Origin of the sequence: Niabella hirudinis (genome assembly GCF_051201075.1) — a bacterium.
GTDB classification, from domain to species: Bacteria; Bacteroidota; Bacteroidia; order Chitinophagales; family Chitinophagaceae; genus Niabella; species Niabella hirudinis.
On the sequence record NZ_JBPEHJ010000004.1, the window covers coordinates 230,771 to 249,253 of the forward strand.

The window sequence follows — 18,483 nt, forward strand, 5'->3', positions numbered from 1 at the left end:
GCCCCAGCTTTTTCTAAAGCCAGTGCCGGGTTTTTTATTGGTTACAATACATTCTTCAGCTTCAGCACCAGCAGTTCACCGGGTAATGCCCCCGGTTTAAATGCAGAAAGATCTACCCAACAATCCCTCCCGGTATTCTTTACGTTTACTTCTTTTCCGTTGGCAAGAAGGACCGCTTTAGTATTGGCCGGCACATTCAGATTCTTTATCAGCACCCTGGGTTGATAATCCGGCAGGATACAAAACAGGTCGCGTCCCTTTTTTGTAAAGAAGCGTTCAATGTGCGCTGTATCTTTTTTTGGAACAACCAGGCTGGCTACGCTGTAACCGGCCATATAACTTTTACCGCTTTTGCCGGGAACAGTACCGCTGCTCCACTGGTAAGGATGCGCGTATGCCTGGGTGCCATAGATCGCATCGCCATTTATCTTTAACCAGTTTCCGATGGCGGTAAGCCGCTGCTGCATAATGACAGGGATCCGGCCATCGGCTGTTGGCCCTATATCCAGGAGCAGATTTCCTCCTCTTGCTACAATATCCACCAGCATCAGGATCAATTCCCGCTCGGTTTTATAATCAGTGAGTTGTTCATGGCGGTTATACCCGTACGAATGCCCGATGCCCTGGCTCTCTTCCCATACCCTGCTGGCATCCATACCTCCGCCATATTCAGAAGTAGTGTAGGTAGCGCCGGTATTGTGTTCACGGGTATTGTTACCCCACCGGTCGTTCACCACCACATCCTTTGCCACCGGCGAATCATTAAACAGCCAGGCCAGCAGCTCAGGGCTGTGCCAGGCCGTATCCGGCATATCCCATTCGCCATCTGCAAAAATGAGTGATGGCTTGTATTTGTTTACAAGATCTTTTAACTGGGGTAGCATATGTTCTGTTACATACCGTTTGCGGTCCTTTTGCCAAACGGGGTTAAACCATTCATACAGGGAGTAATAGTAGCCCATTTTTAGCCCGGCAGCTTTTACCGCGCCCGTAAGATCGCCCAACAGGTCGCGTTTAGGCGTACCCGTTACCGCGTTCCAGGCGCGTCCCCAGCTACGGTCAGCCTCCGGGCTGTTCCAAAGGCAATACCCTTCATGATGTTTGGAAGTAAGCACCACATAGCGGGCTCCGGATGCTTTAAAAACGTTTGCCCACTGCTCCGGGTCAAACAGCTCTGCCTTAAACATAGGCTCAAACTGCGGGTATTGAAAGTTAGCGCCATAATTCTTGTTATGAAAGGGAATGAAATTTTTATTTTTTTCGTTCAACCTGTACCAATACCATTCTGCATAGCTTTCGCCGCTGTTGGGTATTACCGGCGCATAGGATGGCACGGCATAGAGGCCCCAGTGAATAAAAATACCAAATTTATCCTGCTGGAACCAGGCGGGTATCCCCCGCTTATTGAGTGAGGACCAGTTGGGCTCATATTTTTGCGCCGCAATCGTATAGCTTAATAGGAGCATCAGGAAGAAGAGCAGGTTTCTTTTTTTCACGTTTTTGAGTTTTTATGATGAGAATCGTTTTGAGAATGCAGACCATTTACGCCCCGAAAACCCATTAAAGCATGGAGTCCTGCCGCAGCTTTTTCCGGTAACCGGCAGGGGTTGTTTGCTGTATCTGTTTAAAAAACTTATGAAAATTGGCCGTTGTATTATACCCGCATTCATAACAGATGGCGGAGATCGAATGCTGCTCATCATGCAACAATTCACAGGCATACCCGATCCGCAGCTCATTCAGAAAACGGGTGAAGGGTTTATTGGTACGGCTTTTGAAAAAACGACAAAAGGAATTGGTGGTCATATGGCAAAGATCCGCCACTTCTTTTAAAGCAACGTCTTTCTTGAAGTTTTTTAAGAGGTACTGGTAAACCGTATAAATACGCCCGGCGTCCTTTTCGTCATACCGGTTATTATAAAGAATGGTGGCCAGCGCATCAAATTCGGTAGAACCGGTTAGCAGCTCCACCACTTTCAGAAAATCGATAATTTTGGGAATTCCTTCAGTCTCGGTAATTTTCGACAACAGCTTGACTACTTTTTTACGGGTTTCTCCATAAATCCACATGCCACGCCGCGACTTTTGAATCAGCTGCTTAAAGCAATTAAGCGTTGCCTCATCATCAGTGAGGTGCGAAAGAAAATCGGGATCAAAGTAGATAGTAGTGGATTTCACAAAATCGATATTGGCATCGCTCCGCCAGATATGCGGCAGGTTGGGCGCCATCAATACCAGATCGTTCTTTTTAAAATTGGAAACGGAATCCCCGATGATCCGGGTACCCACCCCTTCTTCCACCCAAACCAACTCACATAAATGGTGAAAATGAAAAGGCCCGTCAAACCGGGTCTTCGCCGTTTTTTTTACCTGGATCTTGCCGGCTTTTGAAAATATGATATCAACAAACTGTGGTTTCACGCTGTTATCCGGCAATCCGTAGTTTCGTTCTTTTTGATCAAACTTTAGTCTATCAAAAATAGCTAAACAACATCGCTCCCCAATATCAATTCTTACCTTATCAATACACTATTTTATCATAAATTGTCAAACACATTACCCCCGCACACATAACAGCCCGTCTAAAATGGGATAAATCCAATGTAAATTAAATCGTTATTCACTTTCTGTATATGAAACCGGCGGGTGTTGCAGCTGTTCTGTAATGATGCAATACTGGATCCCATTAATAACTTCGGTATGCCAGATCCATTCTTTGATATCAAAGAGTTTATGTTTTGAAAGCGAGATTTGATGAATGGCATCCCCGGTAAAGCTGATTGGTAAATCCTGGCGAAATCCATCGTTCAAAATCCTGTTGTCCTCGTTTTTTATGGGCGGTCTCATATAATTATTTTTTTTAAATAGGTTCCTTATTTATAGAACAAAAGGCCTGCCAAAATTCAAAAACCAAACAAAATCAGGCGGCTACAGCAGGCAGCTTTTATTTAAGAACAGTTGATATCCTCTTGGTCTCTTGCATTTTGTTGTCTTTTTTGGGAATCAATATTTTTTAGCCCGGGGAATGGTACGGTGAGGGGATATAAAGACATCGGTATTTTTTTCTACAGTTTCGGGCAGACGCACGCTAATAGCAAAATCCCCCAATGTAAAGAATTACCCGGGGGTTAAGTTGCATTATAAACCTATCTTGAACGCCGCAGGGGCGTATTAATCGCTTCTGGAATCAGCGGATAAAAACAGTAACAAAAATATTTTAAGTATCTTTTTCAAAAAGCAGAAATTCGATGAATTCCCCCTTTTTTTCGATCAACAACATAGAAGCCTGGCAGGCAAATTGAACGTATACGGCCACTCCTGATCATACATAAAATTTCCATTATATATGCGTCTCTTTTTCCCGTTTTTGAAAAAAATTTTAAAAAAGCTCCGCCGGTTACAATATTTTTTTTGCAAAAACGTTTTTATATATAAGCATATTTTAACCTCAGGACAGGTATTTAAATAAGATTTTCAATTTTCTCATAAGCAGTTAGTTTTGGTTGCGACCCCTGTTTCCACAGGGGTCTATTTTTATAAGTCCTTTATTCCTTGCCCTTAGGGCACCAGTGCTTTATTATACAATAGCTGGTGCAATTGGAACATTTTTTCGCGGGGAAACTTCAGCACTTTGCGGTCGTAGGTAAACAAGCCATTGGTTTCAATTTCCACATCCGTGGTTTGTGTATATACAGCAGCCGAAAGGCCCCATTTGATCAGATCGGGGATGGACCGGATCATCTCACTATACTGTGCAAATAACTTTTCGTTATCGTCAAAAGAGCGGTAGCCCCAGTTTCCTTTATCGAGCCAAAGATGCTCTTTAACCGGCAATCCCAATCCTCCAAACTCGCCCAGCACCAGCGCCTGGGTTTGCCCGTATACTTCCGGATCGGGCATGGATGGGCCGGGATAATAGTGGAGGTCAACAATGGGGCCTGCGCCAATAAAGAAATTTCCGCCGCTCATGCCATTCACCAACCGCGATGGGTCATATTGCATCGTCCATTCAACAATCTCCTTCGTTTTAAACTGTCCCCAGGCCTCGTTAAAAGGCACCCATGTTACTATGGACGGGTAATTATGCAGGGCATCCATAATCGCCTTCCACTCTTTGCGGTAAATTGCCTCTGATGCAGCCGACCGGTTTTTATCAAATACCAGGCCCGGCACCTGCGATTTAAGCTGGTGTGCATCATCTACCTTTTTGCCGGCCGGCATCTTTACCCGAAGCTGCTGCGACCAGGTATTGCCTCCCCTGTCGCCGCTGGGCATATCCTGCCAAACAACGATGCCCAGCTTATCGCAATAGTAATACCAGCGCGCGGGTTCTACTTTTATGTGTTTGCGGATCATGTTAAATCCGAGAGCCTTGGTTTGTTCAATATCAAATTTAAGCGCCTCGTCTGTTGGGGCCGTATACAATCCATCGGGCCACCAGCCCTGATCCAGCGGTCCGTATTGAAAAAGGAATTGATTGTTGAGCATCATCCGCTGGATACCGTTGGCATCTTTTGCCAATGCAATCCTGCGCATTCCAAAATAAGATCCGGCTTCGTCAATGATCTTTCCCTTTCGTGTTACCGCTATTTTCAGATCATACAAAAAGGGCGTCTGGGGCGACCATAGTTTAGCATCGGCAATCGGGAGCACAATGTTATTGCCATCTGCCGAAACCTGCTCCGCTACCTGCTTTTTGCCGTCCCAGGCCGATACACGGATCTCATCGCCCGGCTCAAGCCCCGCGGTTGTTACCGAAACCTGCAGTTGCTGCCGGTCTACATCCGGGGTTTGCTTTGTTGCCTGAATATAGGTATTGGGTACACTTTCCAGCCATACGGTTTGCCAGATACCGGTTACCGGTGTGTACCAGATGCCGTGAGGCTTTTTTACCTGCTTGCCGGCGGGTTGCGGGCCATCGTCTGTAGGATCCCATACACGAACAGCCACCGATTGTTTGCTGCCTTTTTTTAAGGCATCGGTTATGTCTATTGAAAAAGGATCATAGCCCCCTTCGTGTGTACCTGTTTTAACGCCATTTACGTAAATCTGCGCCGCCCAATCCACAGCTCCAAAATGCAGCAGCACTCTTCCTTTACGCATGGAAGCAGGGATTTCGATGGTACGATTGTACCACAATATGCTGTCTTTTCCCACGGTTTTTCCTACACCGCTCAACGCGGATTCGATTGCATAAGGTACCAGGATATTGCCATCATATTGTGCCGGCACGGTACCGGCATCACTATTGGGTAACACCGTATATTGCCAAAGACCGTTTAAGTTTTTCCAGTTATTATTCCGGGTCAGCTGCGGACGCGGATACTCCGGGAGGGGATTGGCAGCATTCACTTTTTCGGCCCACTGCGTTTTTATCTTCCCCTCTACAGGTTTCCATTGAGCGTTTACATTTGCCGCGCCTACAGCTGCAACAAAAAAAAGAGACCATACTGTTTTTTTCACTTGATTATTGGTTGTTGTTAATAAATATCAATTATTCTGGATTTGCCTGCAATCGTATTGGGCAACCGGATCTGTTCAAAAATACAAATCCCCGGCATAAAAAAGAAGCGCTCCCCGAAGTTTGCGGAGAGCGCTGTTATACTTCGTCCTTGCTCAGTATTTCGTCCTTGCTCAGTATTTCGTCCTTGCTCAGTATTTCGTCATTGCTCAGTATTTCGTCATTGCTCAGTATAAAACCAGTATACCGATCAACGTACGTTCAGTTGTTTGGATGCTTCTTTTTTCTCAAGATTCACCACACCGGTGGTACCACCGCCTTTCAGTGTCAGCTCTACAGGGGCGTTGGTTTTCCAGGCTCCGCGGGTAAAGTCGGGAATATCCACACTGGAAGAGCGTTTGGCAATGGACCTGCCGCTCAGCGGGAATAAACAACTCCAGGCCACTCCATCGTATACGTCCTGATCCAGTGGGAGGCCATTGCGCAGACAATCGATCAGCCTCCAGTCCATCATAAAATCCATACCACCATGGCCGCCTATTTGTTTGGCGAGGTCACCAATTTTGCGAACAATCTCGGGTGTATATTGTTCATACAGTTTTTTCAATTCTTCCTCTTTGATCCATTCATGACCGAAGGCGATACGCTCCGGATCGGGCCATTTCCGCGCCATACCTTTTGTTCCGCTTAAGAGATGGATACGGGAATACGGGCGGGGCGAGGTTACATCATGCTGAATCATGATGGTTTTGCCTTTATTGGTTTTGATAGTGGTCGTGTTCATGTTACCACGGTAGGTTTTGCCAACAAACTGTTCGAAGTAGGGATCTTTGGCCGCAAGATCTTTTGCTATCTGCCCCATCTGGAAGTCGTTGCTGGACACCGATACAAGCCAGTCCATTTTATCGCCGCGGTTAATATTCATACACTGTGCCACAGGGCCCAAACCGTGCGTGGGATACAGGCAGCCATTGTGTTCATAGTTTTGACGAAGACGCCACATGTTCTGATAACCGGTATCTTTTTTAAAGTTGAGATCCCGCAGATCATGAATATACGCGCCTTCTGCATGTACCAGCTCGCCAAACATACCCTGGCGGGCCATATTGAGCGTTAGCAGCTCGAAGAAATCGTAACAGCAGTTTTCGAGCATCATACAGTGTTTGCGGGTGCGCTCCGAGGTTTCTACCAGCTTCCAGCAGTCTTCCAGGGTCAATGCAATGGGCACTTCGGAAGCGGCATGGCAGCCATTTTCCATGGCAAAGAGGGCCATAGGCGTGTGAAGATACCAGGGCGTGGTGATGTATACCAGGTCCAGCTTCTCCTTACGGATCATATCTTTCCATCCGTTTTCGCCCGAATATTCTTTCGCCGCGGGGCGGCCGCTTTTCTGCACCATGGCATTGGATTTGGCGGCGCGTGCGGGGATCAGGTCACAAATAGCAACGATCTCCACTCCATCGATATGTGACATACGCTGCACGGCGCCCGGACCGCGCATACCCTGGCCAATAAAACCGATACGGACTTTATCGATCTTTGGCGCACGATAACCACTCATGTTAAAACGGGCGGCGCTCTTTTCCAGTTCGTAAGAGCGTTGCATTGCCTCATCAGTAGCGGCAAATCCCGGCAGATCAATGGCAAGCGCACCTGCTCCTACTGCAATATTTTTAAGAAAATTTCTTCGGTTACTCATAATGGAAGTATTTTGTTATTTAGTAGATCTAATAAAAATACCTATTTATGCATCATCCCTGCTGTGCAAACGATTGTACAATAGGGCACACTGATTGAGCCCAACTGCACCGCCGTTGTTCTTTCCGGAGCGGATTCACAACATTTCACAGGCCTTAGAAGCACTATTTGTCACTAAAATCAGTGACATACACGCCGCAGTACACATTAAATTTATTTGTATATTTGAGCGATCTACAGCTTTCTAAATAATAAAATCCCGATGACGAAAACTTACGCAACCCCTGACTATCCCGAATTTGCACATGCCCCGGCTACCTTAAACAAATATATTGAGGCTTCCGGCATCTTCACCATTATGCTCAAAACAGGCGCCATTGTGCATTTTAGCCCGGGCAATGCAGATGATTTTCGAAAATGGCTCGTGGAGCATTGTATACCTGACATCCGCACCCAACGTCATAATTTACAGGATTAACTCCTTATCAATATACTGTTTTCGCTGTTTTACGGTTGTGATGCAGCCCCGCCGTTTATTCAGAGCGGGTACAAGGGCCGGCCGTTTTTTTCAACAAAGAATCGCATAAAAAATCCCGGCAATTACTTACCGGGATCACTTTTTGCTATAACCTTGCTGCCTATTTTACTTCTTCAAAAGGTACATCCGTTACATCATCTGCACCGGCTGTATTTCCGCCCGGCTGGTCATTGTTGCCCGGCTGTCCTGCATGGGCCTGCCCTCCTGCATCAGCGCCCTGGCCGGATTTATAGATATCCTCACTGGCCGCCGTCCAGGCCGCATTGAGTTCTTCCATTGCCTTATCGATGGCTGCAATATCCTGTTGCTTGTGCGCTTCCTTTAATTTTTCAACAGCACCTTCAATCACTGCTTTTTTATCTGCAGGCACCTTGTCGCCATATTCCTTCAGTTGTTTTTCCGTTTGGAATACCAGGCTATCCGCAGCATTGAGCTTATCAATCTTTTCGCGTTCTGCTTTATCTGTAGCCTCGTTGGCTTTTGCTTCTGCTTTCATTTTCTCCACTTCCTCTTTGCTTAAGCCGCTTCCTGCCTCAATGTGGATTTTTTGTTCTTTGCCTGTTCCTTTATCTTTAGCCGTTACATGCATGATACCATTGGCATCAATATCGAAAATTACTTCGATCTGCGGTACCCCTCTGGGGGCCGGGGGAATACCATCCAGGTTAAAAATACCGAGACTCTTGTTGTCTTTTGCCATAGAGCGTTCGCCCTGCAACACATGAATCTGTACACCGGGCTGATTATCGCTGGCAGTTGAAAACACTTCTGATTTCTTTGTGGGAATGGTTGTATTGGAAGGAATCAATGTGGTCATTACACCACCCATGGTTTCGATACCCAACGAAAGAGGAGTAACATCCAACAACAGCACATCCTTTACTTCCCCGGTTAATACCGCACCCTGGATGGCAGCGCCTACAGCTACTACTTCATCGGGGTTTACACCACGATTGGGTTTTTTGCCAAAGAATTTTTCTACAATTTCCTGTACTTTGGGGATACGGGTACTGCCGCCTACCAGGATCACCTCATCAATTTCAGAAGCATTCATACCGGCGTCCTTCAAAGCCGCTTCACAGGGCTTCAGACAACGGGAAAACAGGTTGTCGGCCAGTTGCTCAAATTTAGCGCGGGTCAGTTTTCTTACCAGGTGTTTAGGTACTCCGTCAACCGCAGTTATATAAGGCAGGTTGATCTCGGTTTCGCTGGAAGAAGACAATTCGATCTTTGCTTTTTCAGCAGCTTCTTTTAAACGCTGCAACGCCATCGGGTCTTTTCTCAGATCAATAGCTTCCTCCGACTTAAACTCTTCGGCAAGCCAGTCCATAATCACTTTATCAAAATCATCACCGCCCAGGTGGGTATCCCCATTGGTGGATTTTACTTCAAATACGCCATCGCCCAGTTCAAGAACAGAGACATCGAAGGTACCACCACCCAGGTCAAATACGGCGATCTTATGATCTTTTCCACCTTTATCAAGCCCATAGGCCAATGCAGCAGCCGTAGGCTCATTTACGATCCGGCGCACCGTTAACCCGGCAATTTCACCGGCTTCCTTGGTGGCCTGGCGCTGTGCATCATTAAAGTAAGCCGGCACGGTGATTACCGCTTCGGTTACTTCCTGGCCCAGGTAATCCTCAGCCGTTTTTTTCATTTTTTGCAATACCATAGCAGAAATTTCCTGCGGGGTATACAAACGTCCATCAATATCAATACGAACAGTATTATTATCACCCTGGGCTACCTTGTAACTCCAGTGGCTGATTTCTTCAGAAACCTCATCAAAACGGCGGCCCATAAAACGTTTTACAGACATGATGGTGTTTTGGGGGTTGGTGATCGCCTGCCGTTTTGCGGGATCCCCTACCTTACGTTCGCCGTTTTTCAAAAATGCAACAACGGATGGGGTTGTACGGCGCCCTTCATCGTTGGCAATCACCACAGGCTCGTTACCTTCCATTACCGCAACGCAGCTGTTGGTGGTTCCTAAGTCAATACCAATAATTTTACCCATAATATTTAAATTTCTCCTTTTATTAAAAATTACCACATTTTGTGGCAGATATTAGCTTTCAATGATTATGCCGCATTGATTAAATATGCAAAAATGTCAGTCATCAAACCATGAACGGCATCTTCGCCTGATTACACCCCCTGCCGGCCTATTCATTTCCCTTCAGGAAGCCCGTTTATATTTCGCAAGGGATGAATTTGTGACTCTTACACATCCAGTAAGTTCATTTTTTCATCCCCGATGTATCGCATGCGCGTCAGGTTAATTTTTGCCCTGGGAGCTGCAGCGCAGCGCTGATCCTGTTAGTAAACGACAATACGGGTAATAAAGGTGCAGCGCACCGGTAATCATTGCGGTTTGTACAAGCCGTGCACAGGAAATTACCGCCGCGCTGCGGCTACGGGAGGTGTTGGGCGCTCATCGTTATAAGGGTCAACGGCGCGCTGCGCCTGTTTGCCATTAAAAGATGCCATCTTTTTGGCGTGAAAGGCTTAACCGTAATACATTTCATGGCAACATAATCTGTTCTTGACTTGACGCGCATGCGATGGATCGGGGGCTCTGTATAAATGTAAAACCCGCCCGTACCGGATCGGGAGGGCACCAAATGAAGCGTGTAAAATGAAAAAACCGGCGCCCAGGGATGGAGGCAGAACGCCCAGTTTTTTATACAGGGCATAAGGATAACCCGGTCGATTATCATATTTATAGCGGTTTTTAGTTCATCCTTTCTATTTTTGGGACAATGAAGCACATACTGATCCTGTTCTTTCTTTTACATCAGGCACAGATAGCCTGGCTACAACCGATTGCACCCGCAACACCCGTTCTTTCGGCACCGGAATATCCTGCGGCAGCGATACCCGAATCAGAACTGAACATCCCTGTCCGGATTGACCTGGCACCTTTTTTTGCCCTGGCCAATAAAAAAGTGGATACCCTGTTTACTTCGCCGCATTTCCCCAATGATTGGGTTCAGCAGGGCTGTGATACCCGTTATAAATACAGTTTCCGCAGGGGGCCGCTGCAGTTTAGCCTGAACAATACCAGCCTCGATATTTCCTTTACCGGTTATTATAAAATAATCGGTTCTACAAGGGCCTGCGTTAATGGCAAAGCCCTTACCCCCTGGACGCCTGCCTGCCAATGTGGTTTTGATGAGGGTGAGCGCAGAGTAAAAGTGGGATTTTCTGTGGCTATATCCCTCCTTACCAATTATACCATCAAAATGCAGGTAACCCGCAGAGAGCCGGAGCCGGTTGACAAATGCACGGTTTGCTTTTGGGGACAGGATATCACCACCGTAATTATGGATGCACTGAAAAAGGAACTGGATATATCAAAGGCGGATATGGAAAAAAGCTACGGCCGCACGGATCTGAAACCCCGTTTTCAGGCCCTGTGGAACCAGCTGAACACCCCTTACAATATCAACAATATGGGCTGGCTTCAAATTAATCCGCAAAAAGTACGCATCAACGGCATTCGCACCGCTGGCAGCCAGCTGCAGATCAGCGTGGGGCTGGCGGCCAAACCGGTGGTGCGGTTTGAAAAACCGGCAACCATCGTTGCACCGGTCCCCCATATCGGCAATTTCAGCAGAAACCAGGGATTTCAGGTATATGCGGATCTAGTGATGAATTATGATTCGCTCAGCCGCATCCTTACCAGCCAGATAGCCGGAAAAGAATTCACCTTCAGCAAGGCCTTTATTAAGAAACGATTCATTTTTCAGGAATGCCGGCTTTTGGGAAGCCGCGACAGCCGACTGGTAATGCAGGTCAAATTTACCGGCACCAACGATGGCTATTTTTATGTTACGGGCAAGCCCTTGTACTATGCTGATTCCAGAACCTTACAAGTTACCGATGTGGACTTTGATATCCGCTCACGCGATGCGTTGCTAAAAACGGCGGATTGGTTGTTTTCTAAAAAGATCACCGGCGAAATTGAAAAAATGGCCAGGTATGATCTCGGAACCTTGTTGACAACGGCTACAACTAATATCAACCAGCAGCTCAACCGGCAGTTTATGAAAGGTATCAGCGGCAGCGGAAACGTAAAAGATATTACAGTGGCCGGCATTTTTCCGCAATCGGATTGGTTGGTGGTGCGTGCCTACGGCGATGGGTCCTTTTTGCTGAATGTGGCGGGGCTGGATCTGTAACAGCTGTTCCAGGTTTCAGATTCCAGGTTAAATCCTGTGTATGCTCAATACTGAATGCTGATAATCCGATAGCTGAAACCGGCAGTTTTATACCTGATCCCCTATTCACTATTCACTATTCACTATTCACTACTCACTATTCACTATTAACTATTCACCTCCCCCGCCATCCGAAGACGATTTCAGGTCTGGCCCTTCATCTTCGAGGTAAGTTGGTTCCGGCACCCGTTTAAAGCTGAAATGCCGCTGCGCCAGATAGCTCAGGAGCACGACCACCACGGTAGTACCAATTTGAGCAAAAACCGGGTAAATACCACAGGCTTCCACCAAAAACTTCAGTAATACCAGGTTAACGGTGAGATTGAATACGCAAACCAGCAGGTACCGGAACAGTTGCACCCGGCCGCGGATCTTGCTATCATCAAACACCACATATTTCATGAGGAAAAATCCTACCAGGAAGCTTAGTATAAAGGATGCTGCCAATGCCGCCACATGCGACTTCAGCGCATAAAAGCCAAAATGAAAATCCTGCCCCCGCAAAATAAACTTATATGTAATATAATACGCCAGCAGGCCCAGGAAGGTGTTACCCGCCCCCGAAACGGCGTACCGAAAGGTTTGCAGCGGCATGATCCGCCTGAACATCGGATAAAAAAAATCGATTAACGGAAGGATCCGGTCCCGTACACTGTGCAGATGTTGCCTCATCGGCGGCGAAGATATTCCTTATTAGCATGATTTCTGCGGCCGTGTTCCTTATTTTTGCATCAAAATTGTTAAGAATGAGCATTGTAGATATATTGAGGCCGATTGTTGCAGCTGCATTAAAAGAATTGTATCAAAAGGACCTGGCCCCTTCATCGATTGCGATCAACAGCACCAAACCCGAGTTTGAGGGCGATTATACCATCGTTTTGTTTTCATTTATCAAGGATTTGAAAAAAAAGCCCGAAGAGTTAGGAGCAGCAATGGGGCAACACCTGGTAAACCAGCACCCGGCGCTGATCCGTTCTTTTAACGTGATCAAAGGCTTCCTGAACCTGACCATTGCCGAAAATTTCTGGTTCGGCTTCCTGGATGCAAACTATAAAACCCCGGCACTGGCGAAAAAAGATCAGCAGGCCTCTAAAGTAATGGTGGAATACTCCTCTCCCAATACCAATAAGCCCCTGCACCTGGGACATTTGCGCAATAATTTCCTGGGCTGGTCCATTGCCGAAATCCTGAAGGCCACCGGCAGCGAAATCCGGAAATGCTGCATCTCCAACGACCGGGGCATTCATATTTCCAAATCGATGGTGGCCTGGCAGCTTTACGGCAACGGCGCCACACCGGAATCTGCCGGTATCAAAGGCGATCACCTGGTGGGCGACTATTATGTGATGTTTGGCGCAAAACACAAAGAGCAAATGGCGGAACTTATAGCAGAAGGCATGAGCAAGGAAGAGGCCGAAAAGAATGCACCAATTATGAAGGCCGCGCAGCAAATGCTGGTGGATTGGGAAAATGGCAACCCGGAAGTAATAGCGCTCTGGAAACAGATGAACAACTGGGTATATGCGGGGTTTGACCAAACCTATAAACGCATTGGTACCGATTTTGACAAAATCTACTATGAAAGCGACACCTATATATTGGGAAAACAATTTGTAGAGGAAGGCCTGAAAGACGGGGTATTCTTTAAAAAAGAAGATGGCAGTGTATGGATCGATCTTACCGCAGAAGGACTGGATGAAAAACTGGTGTTGCGAAAGGACGGCACAGCCGTTTATATGACCCAGGACCTGGGACTGGCCGATGAAAAGTACAAGGATTTCCCCTACGATCAAAGCATCTATGTAATTGCCGATGAGCAGAACTATCACATGAAGGTACTGCAGCTGATCCTGCAAAAGCTAAACAAGCCTTATGCCGGTGGTATTTATCATCTGAGCTATGGCATGGTGGAATTACCCAGCGGGCGCATGAAAACGCGCGAAGGTACCGTGGTCGATGCCGATGACCTGCTGGACGAACTGGTAAAGGTTGCAGCCGCTAAAACAGAAGAACTGGGTAAGGTAAAAGACTTCTCCGAAACTGAGCTCAAAGAACTATACGATACCATTGCACTGGGCGCCCTGAAGTTTTTTCTCCTCCGTGTTGACCCCAAAAAGCGGATGATCTTTAACCCCGAAGAAAGCATCGACTTTCAGGGATTTACCGGTCCGTTTATCCAGTACACCCATGCACGTATCAAATCCATTTTACGCAACGAGCCGGTAGCAGAAGGTATTGCAGATCCGCAGGAACTGGAACCATTGGAGAAAGAGCTGATCATCCTGCTGGAACAGTTCCGCGCCCAGGTGCTGCAGGCCTCCCTGGAGCATAACCCCTCCCTGCTGGCCATCTATGCCTTTAGTGTGGCAAAATTGTTCAACAGCTTTTATACGGCCCATTCCGTACGTAACGCTGCAACTCCCGAAAAGAAAAACCTGCGGTTAAAGATCTGCACGCTTACGGCGGCCACTATTGCCGCAACGATGGGCTTATTGGGCATCCGGGTACCGGAGCGGATGTAGGGTATGATTTAACCGCAAAGCACGCAAGGCTTTCACAGGGTTCGCAAAGACTTTTATAGCAGAAGCTACCGTTGCGATCATTGCGGGTTCTTTGCGTACCTCGCGGTTAAAAAGTGGCCAAAAAGGGATAAAAATTTAACAAGGTTTGCAAAGAAGGTTTAGCATTTTTCTGCAGTTTCCCGCCGTGACGCAACGGTGCTAAGACGCAATGGCCTTCTGTGTCCGGGGCCAGGGGCATTTCGCATAATGATGTTTTGATTTCCCGCAATGACGTAATAGCTTGGTGTTTCTTTGTGCCTTCGGGACCTTGTGGCATTAACGGCCGGGTATCATGGCGATCTGTTCCAATGCCTGCAAACCATCGCCGATCAGCCTGGCAATTTCGGGCTGCTCCTGCTGCATCTGCAATAGATGGTGCAGGACCTGCTGCTGCAGGTCTTTATTCATATTCCCCTCCTTCAATACCTCCAGGATCTCCAGCGCACAAAGCCAATCTTCATTGTGCTGATCCCGGAGCTGATGCCAAACCCGTTCCAACAGCCCGGGGGCGGCTTTTCCTTCGCGCACCTCCCTTACCGTTTGGTAAAGGCGATGCAGCGCCTTTGTATGGGCATCATAAACCGATCGGGGCATTTCCCGCGGTACAATAGTTACCTGGTCATAGGCATCTTTGTCGGCAGCACCGGAAAAAACGGAAATGATCTGTTCGCCCACCGCCATATCATACAGGCCCCATTCCGGCCGGAATAATTGACGGGCGGTAATGCCATCGATCACGGTACACGCCGAAAAACGGATCAGGATAACCTTATGATTCCTTTCAATGATTTCCTCCACCTTACCCCGTACCTGCATGCCGCTGCGAAACAACAATGCCGCCGGCCGACCGGTTTCGATACCCGCATTTTTCAGATCGCTTATAGTAAAATCCTCCAGCGGCAGATCGGAGTCCCGTAATTTTCCAACGGGCGATCCTATCCCCTGCGGATGCTGATCTTTACCATACCCCTCCAGCTGCCGGCCCTCAAACCCCAGGGCCGTAGGCCCGCTTGTCTGGATATAAGTGCCCTCGTCAATGCCGGGCTCTATAAAAATGCCGGACACCTGCAAACCCGAGCTATAAACAGCGGTACACAGTAAGCCGCAGTCAATCGCTTTCTGTAAGCCATAGGCTCCGCCCCGCCGGTAAGCAAGCGTATCTGCAAATGCATCCAGCACCTGCACCAGGTTTTGAAAATCGGGCGTCACAAACAGCTGCGGCTGGGGCCTGGTGATATCATAAGGATAGGTGACCGCATCAATCGTATACAGGAGCTTCTTTACAGAAGGCTGCATACAGGTAACACTTTCGCTAATGGAAGATAACAGGCCCGCACCATAGATCTTATAATTCTGAAGGTTGCCAATGAGGCCGTACTCTACCGTCCACCAATGCAGGCGCGCCAGCAGGGCCATTTCCGAGGGCGGACCCATATTGTTCTGGACAAAGGATAAAGCCGCCTCTGCCTCCAGGAGCTCTTTTTCCTGTGTACCGGCCAACTCCTTTAAAACCGCCAGCCGCCGGATCGCTTCAAAAAGCTCCTGGTCCTTGCGGGAGACCATGGCCTTTGTGCCTACCTCACCGGTAAACTGCAGATATGCCGCATATTCCGGCTCGCCGATGATGGGAGCATGCCCGGCCGATTCGTGTATAATATCCGGCGCGGGAGTGTATTCAATATGCCGGATCTGCCGGATGTCCGCAGCAATGATCAATACCCGGTAAGCCTGAAACTCCATAAAGGCATGCGAAGGAATAAAGCCATTTACCGTAACCGCACCCCAACCAATCTGCTTCAGGTGGTTGTTCATCGTTTGCAGGTCCGGTATATGCTCAATAGTAAGCCCGGCCTTCTTTAACCCCGGAATGTACGGATAATAGGCTACATCTTTGAGATACCTGTAATTCTGCCGCATTACATAGCGCCATACGGCATGGTCTGCCGGTGTATAATGCTCATAATGCTGGGCAACAATGTATTGTTTCAGATGACGGGGAAGTGCATCGATGATCGGATTATTGTAATTCTTCATCCGGCAAAAATACAAATTAAAACAAACAATCGTAAGTTTAGGGATTAATCGGGCTGACAGCTTTTAGTGATCCGTTTTCAGCACCGGCACTTCGGGAGATTCGAGAGTTGAGATCCCATCAGGAAGTGAGAGCCAGCTATTAAACATGGGTCCAGCCTTCAGCTTTCAGTTTTGAGCATTCAACCATATTCAGCCAATGTAAATGCATTGCGGACACCAAGCATAAAAACGTCTCCGTGCATCGGGCAACGTCAAACATCAAACATCAAACGTCAAACCAGAAATGTCCTCACTCCCCCATTTTCAAAACCAGCTCCCACTCCTCCGGCTTTACGGTTTGAACCGATAAACGGCCCAGCCGCACCAGGTCCATATCTTTTAACTGGGGTACTTCCTTGATCGCTGCAAGCGGCACCGTTTTCTTTAATTTTTTATAGGGCGCCACTTCCACAGCTACCCAGCGTTCATCCGTTGTGGTAGGGTCCTGAAAGGCCTCCTTTACAATTTTTGCAATGCCAACAATCTCTACTCCTTCATTGCTATGATAAAAAAAAGCGAGGTCGCCCTTTTTCATAGCCCGCAAATTTAAACGGGCGGCATAGTTGCGAACTCCGTCCCAAACCGTTTTTTTATCCTTCGCCAGCTGATCATAACTGTATTTAAAAGGTTCTGATTTTATAAGCCAGTAAGCCATAAGAGATGCAAAATTTAAAATATTGAATTCAGAATGATGTGTTGTTCCTGTTTGTAATCAGTAATTTTATGATGAATAAAAATAAATAACAATTACGAATCCGCAACAACAAATAAGTATTTGGGAACAGGAGGCCTTTTACGCGCCCCAGGATATCATCATTATAGGCGCAGGATTTACCGGTATGTGGGCAGGGATCTATTTAAAACAGAAATACCCTTCTAAAAAGATCCTCATCGTTGAGCGGGGTGTTACGCCAGCCGGTGCATCGGCGCGCAATGCGGGTTTTGCCTGTTTTGGAAGTCCCACGGAAATTTTATCAGACATAGAAATAATGGGGAAAGAGCGGGCGCTGCAACTTTTGAGCATGCGGTTTGAAGGGTTACGCACCATTCAAAAGATATTTGCGAATGGCCCTGTTGATTTTACCGTTTGCAAAGGATACGAGTTGCTGAATGATGAGCGGGCCCTGGAGCAGCTACCCTTGCTCAATACATGGCTCCGGGAACTTACCGGGAGCCCCTCAACTTTTTGCACTTTGGACGAGCAGCTGCCTGCTTTTGGGTTTGCCAACGTAGCCCACCTGGTGGAGAACCGTTTTGAAGGCAGCCTGCATCCCGGTAAACTGCTGAATGCGCTGCACCAGCTCTGTGTAAAAATGGGCATCCGTTTTTTATTTTCGACCGAAGTGCGCGATATAGAGGAACAGGCTTCCTGCCTTAAGCTTGTCACCGTAGACGGGCCCAACCTGGTGACCGACCGGCTGGCACACTGCACCAATGCCTTCAGCAACCGGCTGCTCCCCAAAATGGACCTGGTGCCGGCAAGGGCGCAGGTACTGCTTACAGAACCGGTTCCGGGTCTGAAATTCAGGGGAACCTTTCATTACCAGGAGGGCTACTATTACTTTCGCAACCTGGGTGACCGTGTGCTGCTGGGCGGCGCGCGCAACACCTCCCTCCAAACCGAATATACGCTCGACAGCTTTACCACCCTGCCTATACAGCAGGCGCTGGAAGCATTTCTCTGCAATGTGATCTTACCGGGGCAGCAACCGGTTATTACCCATCGCTGGGCGGGCATTATGGCAATGGGAAAAGAAAAAATGCCGATTGTAGAACAATGCACCAACCGGTCCTTCTGTGCCCTGCGCATGAGTGGCATGGGTGTAGCCCTGGCACCGGCGGTTGGCAGAAAACTTGCCGAAATGATGGAATAGGGTACACTGAATGCTTAACGCCTAACGCTAAAGGCTGAATGTTAACGCTGAA

Annotated in this window: 13 protein-coding genes; 4 read left to right on the top strand and 9 right to left on the bottom strand. The window is 47.7% G+C overall.

Annotated elements, in window-relative coordinates; genetic code table 11:
* Nucleotides 1–41 precede the first annotated feature (41 nt).
* From GGU45_RS09935 to GGU45_RS09955, 5 genes are all read right to left on the bottom strand, one after another.
* Nucleotides 42–1,496, bottom strand: coding sequence for an alpha-L-fucosidase (locus GGU45_RS09935; protein ID WP_435224288.1), 1,455 nt, complete (start codon nt 1,494–1,496; stop codon nt 42–44).
* 64 nt (nt 1,497–1,560) lie between these two features.
* Nucleotides 1,561–2,421, bottom strand: a complete 861-nt coding sequence (locus GGU45_RS09940; protein ID WP_435224291.1) for an AraC family transcriptional regulator — start codon at nt 2,419–2,421, stop codon at nt 1,561–1,563.
* A gap of 195 nt (nt 2,422–2,616) precedes the next feature.
* A complete protein-coding gene (locus GGU45_RS09945) occupies nt 2,617–2,847 on the bottom strand; it encodes a hypothetical protein (protein ID WP_435224293.1) in 231 nt (76 codons plus the stop codon).
* A 711-nt stretch (nt 2,848–3,558) separates the two neighbouring features.
* Nucleotides 3,559–5,463, bottom strand: coding sequence for a glycoside hydrolase family 2 protein (locus GGU45_RS09950; protein WP_435224295.1), 1,905 nt, complete (start codon nt 5,461–5,463; stop codon nt 3,559–3,561).
* A 248-nt stretch (nt 5,464–5,711) separates the two neighbouring features.
* A complete protein-coding gene (locus GGU45_RS09955; RefSeq protein ID WP_435224297.1) occupies nt 5,712–7,160 on the bottom strand; it encodes a Gfo/Idh/MocA family protein in 1,449 nt (482 codons plus the stop codon).
* A 261-nt stretch (nt 7,161–7,421) separates the two neighbouring features.
* Here GGU45_RS09955 and GGU45_RS09960 point away from each other — a divergent pair, with 261 nt between their 5' ends.
* On the top strand, nt 7,422–7,637 hold the full coding sequence (locus tag GGU45_RS09960; RefSeq protein ID WP_435224299.1) for a hypothetical protein: 216 nt from the start codon (nt 7,422–7,424) through the stop codon (nt 7,635–7,637).
* A gap of 160 nt (nt 7,638–7,797) precedes the next feature.
* Here the strand turns inward: GGU45_RS09960 and dnaK are convergent, their stop codons facing one another.
* Nucleotides 7,798–9,717 carry a molecular chaperone DnaK gene (dnaK, locus tag GGU45_RS09965; protein ID WP_435224301.1) on the bottom strand — a complete coding sequence of 640 codons (1,920 nt, stop codon included), beginning with the start codon at nt 9,715–9,717 and terminating at the stop codon, nt 7,798–7,800.
* Nucleotides 9,718–10,462: 745 nt separating this feature from the next.
* Between dnaK and GGU45_RS09970 the strand changes: the two genes are divergently transcribed.
* Complete coding sequence (locus tag GGU45_RS09970) at nt 10,463–11,884, top strand: DUF4403 family protein (RefSeq protein ID WP_435224303.1); 1,422 nt, start codon at nt 10,463–10,465, stop codon at nt 11,882–11,884.
* 150 nt (nt 11,885–12,034) lie between these two features.
* On the opposite strand, the gene GGU45_RS09975 is transcribed toward GGU45_RS09970, so the two are convergent.
* Nucleotides 12,035–12,595 (bottom strand): GtrA family protein, encoded by a 561-nt coding sequence (locus GGU45_RS09975; RefSeq protein WP_435224305.1) that lies wholly within the window; start codon nt 12,593–12,595, stop codon nt 12,035–12,037.
* 74 nt (nt 12,596–12,669) lie between these two features.
* On the opposite strand from GGU45_RS09975, the gene argS reads away from it, so the two are divergent.
* Complete coding sequence (argS, locus tag GGU45_RS09980; RefSeq protein WP_435224307.1) at nt 12,670–14,445, top strand: arginine--tRNA ligase; 1,776 nt, start codon at nt 12,670–12,672, stop codon at nt 14,443–14,445.
* Between the two features lie 315 nt (nt 14,446–14,760).
* Here argS and GGU45_RS09985 read toward each other — a convergent pair whose 3' ends face one another.
* Nucleotides 14,761–16,518, bottom strand: coding sequence for an aromatic amino acid hydroxylase (locus GGU45_RS09985; protein ID WP_435224309.1), 1,758 nt, complete (start codon nt 16,516–16,518; stop codon nt 14,761–14,763).
* A 289-nt stretch (nt 16,519–16,807) separates the two neighbouring features.
* Nucleotides 16,808–17,212, bottom strand: a complete 405-nt coding sequence (locus GGU45_RS09990; protein ID WP_435224311.1) for an EVE domain-containing protein — start codon at nt 17,210–17,212, stop codon at nt 16,808–16,810.
* A 163-nt stretch (nt 17,213–17,375) separates the two neighbouring features.
* On the opposite strand from GGU45_RS09990, the gene GGU45_RS09995 reads away from it, so the two are divergent.
* Nucleotides 17,376–18,431 (top strand): NAD(P)/FAD-dependent oxidoreductase, encoded by a 1,056-nt coding sequence (locus GGU45_RS09995; protein WP_435224639.1) that lies wholly within the window; start codon nt 17,376–17,378, stop codon nt 18,429–18,431.
* Nucleotides 18,432–18,483: the final 52 nt, after the last annotated feature.

Excerpts from the sequence above, each read along its gene's own strand:
- GGU45_RS09945 (WP_435224293.1), bottom strand. The coding sequence starts at position 2,847 with ATGAGACCGCCCATAAAAAACGAGGACAACAGGATTTTGAACGATGGA.
- GGU45_RS09985 (WP_435224309.1), bottom strand. The coding sequence starts at position 16,518 with ATGAAGAATTACAATAATCCGATCATCGATGCACTTCCCCGTCATCTG.
- GGU45_RS09955 (WP_435224297.1), bottom strand. The coding sequence starts at position 7,160 with ATGAGTAACCGAAGAAATTTTCTTAAAAATATTGCAGTAGGAGCAGGT.
- dnaK (WP_435224301.1), bottom strand. The coding sequence starts at position 9,717 with ATGGGTAAAATTATTGGTATTGACTTAGGAACCACCAACAGCTGCGTT.
- GGU45_RS09960 (WP_435224299.1), top strand. The coding sequence starts at position 7,422 with ATGACGAAAACTTACGCAACCCCTGACTATCCCGAATTTGCACATGCC.
- GGU45_RS09975 (WP_435224305.1), bottom strand. The coding sequence starts at position 12,595 with ATGAGGCAACATCTGCACAGTGTACGGGACCGGATCCTTCCGTTAATC.
- argS (WP_435224307.1), top strand. The coding sequence starts at position 12,670 with ATGAGCATTGTAGATATATTGAGGCCGATTGTTGCAGCTGCATTAAAA.
- GGU45_RS09970 (WP_435224303.1), top strand. The coding sequence starts at position 10,463 with ATGAAGCACATACTGATCCTGTTCTTTCTTTTACATCAGGCACAGATA.
- GGU45_RS09990 (WP_435224311.1), bottom strand. The coding sequence starts at position 17,212 with ATGGCTTACTGGCTTATAAAATCAGAACCTTTTAAATACAGTTATGAT.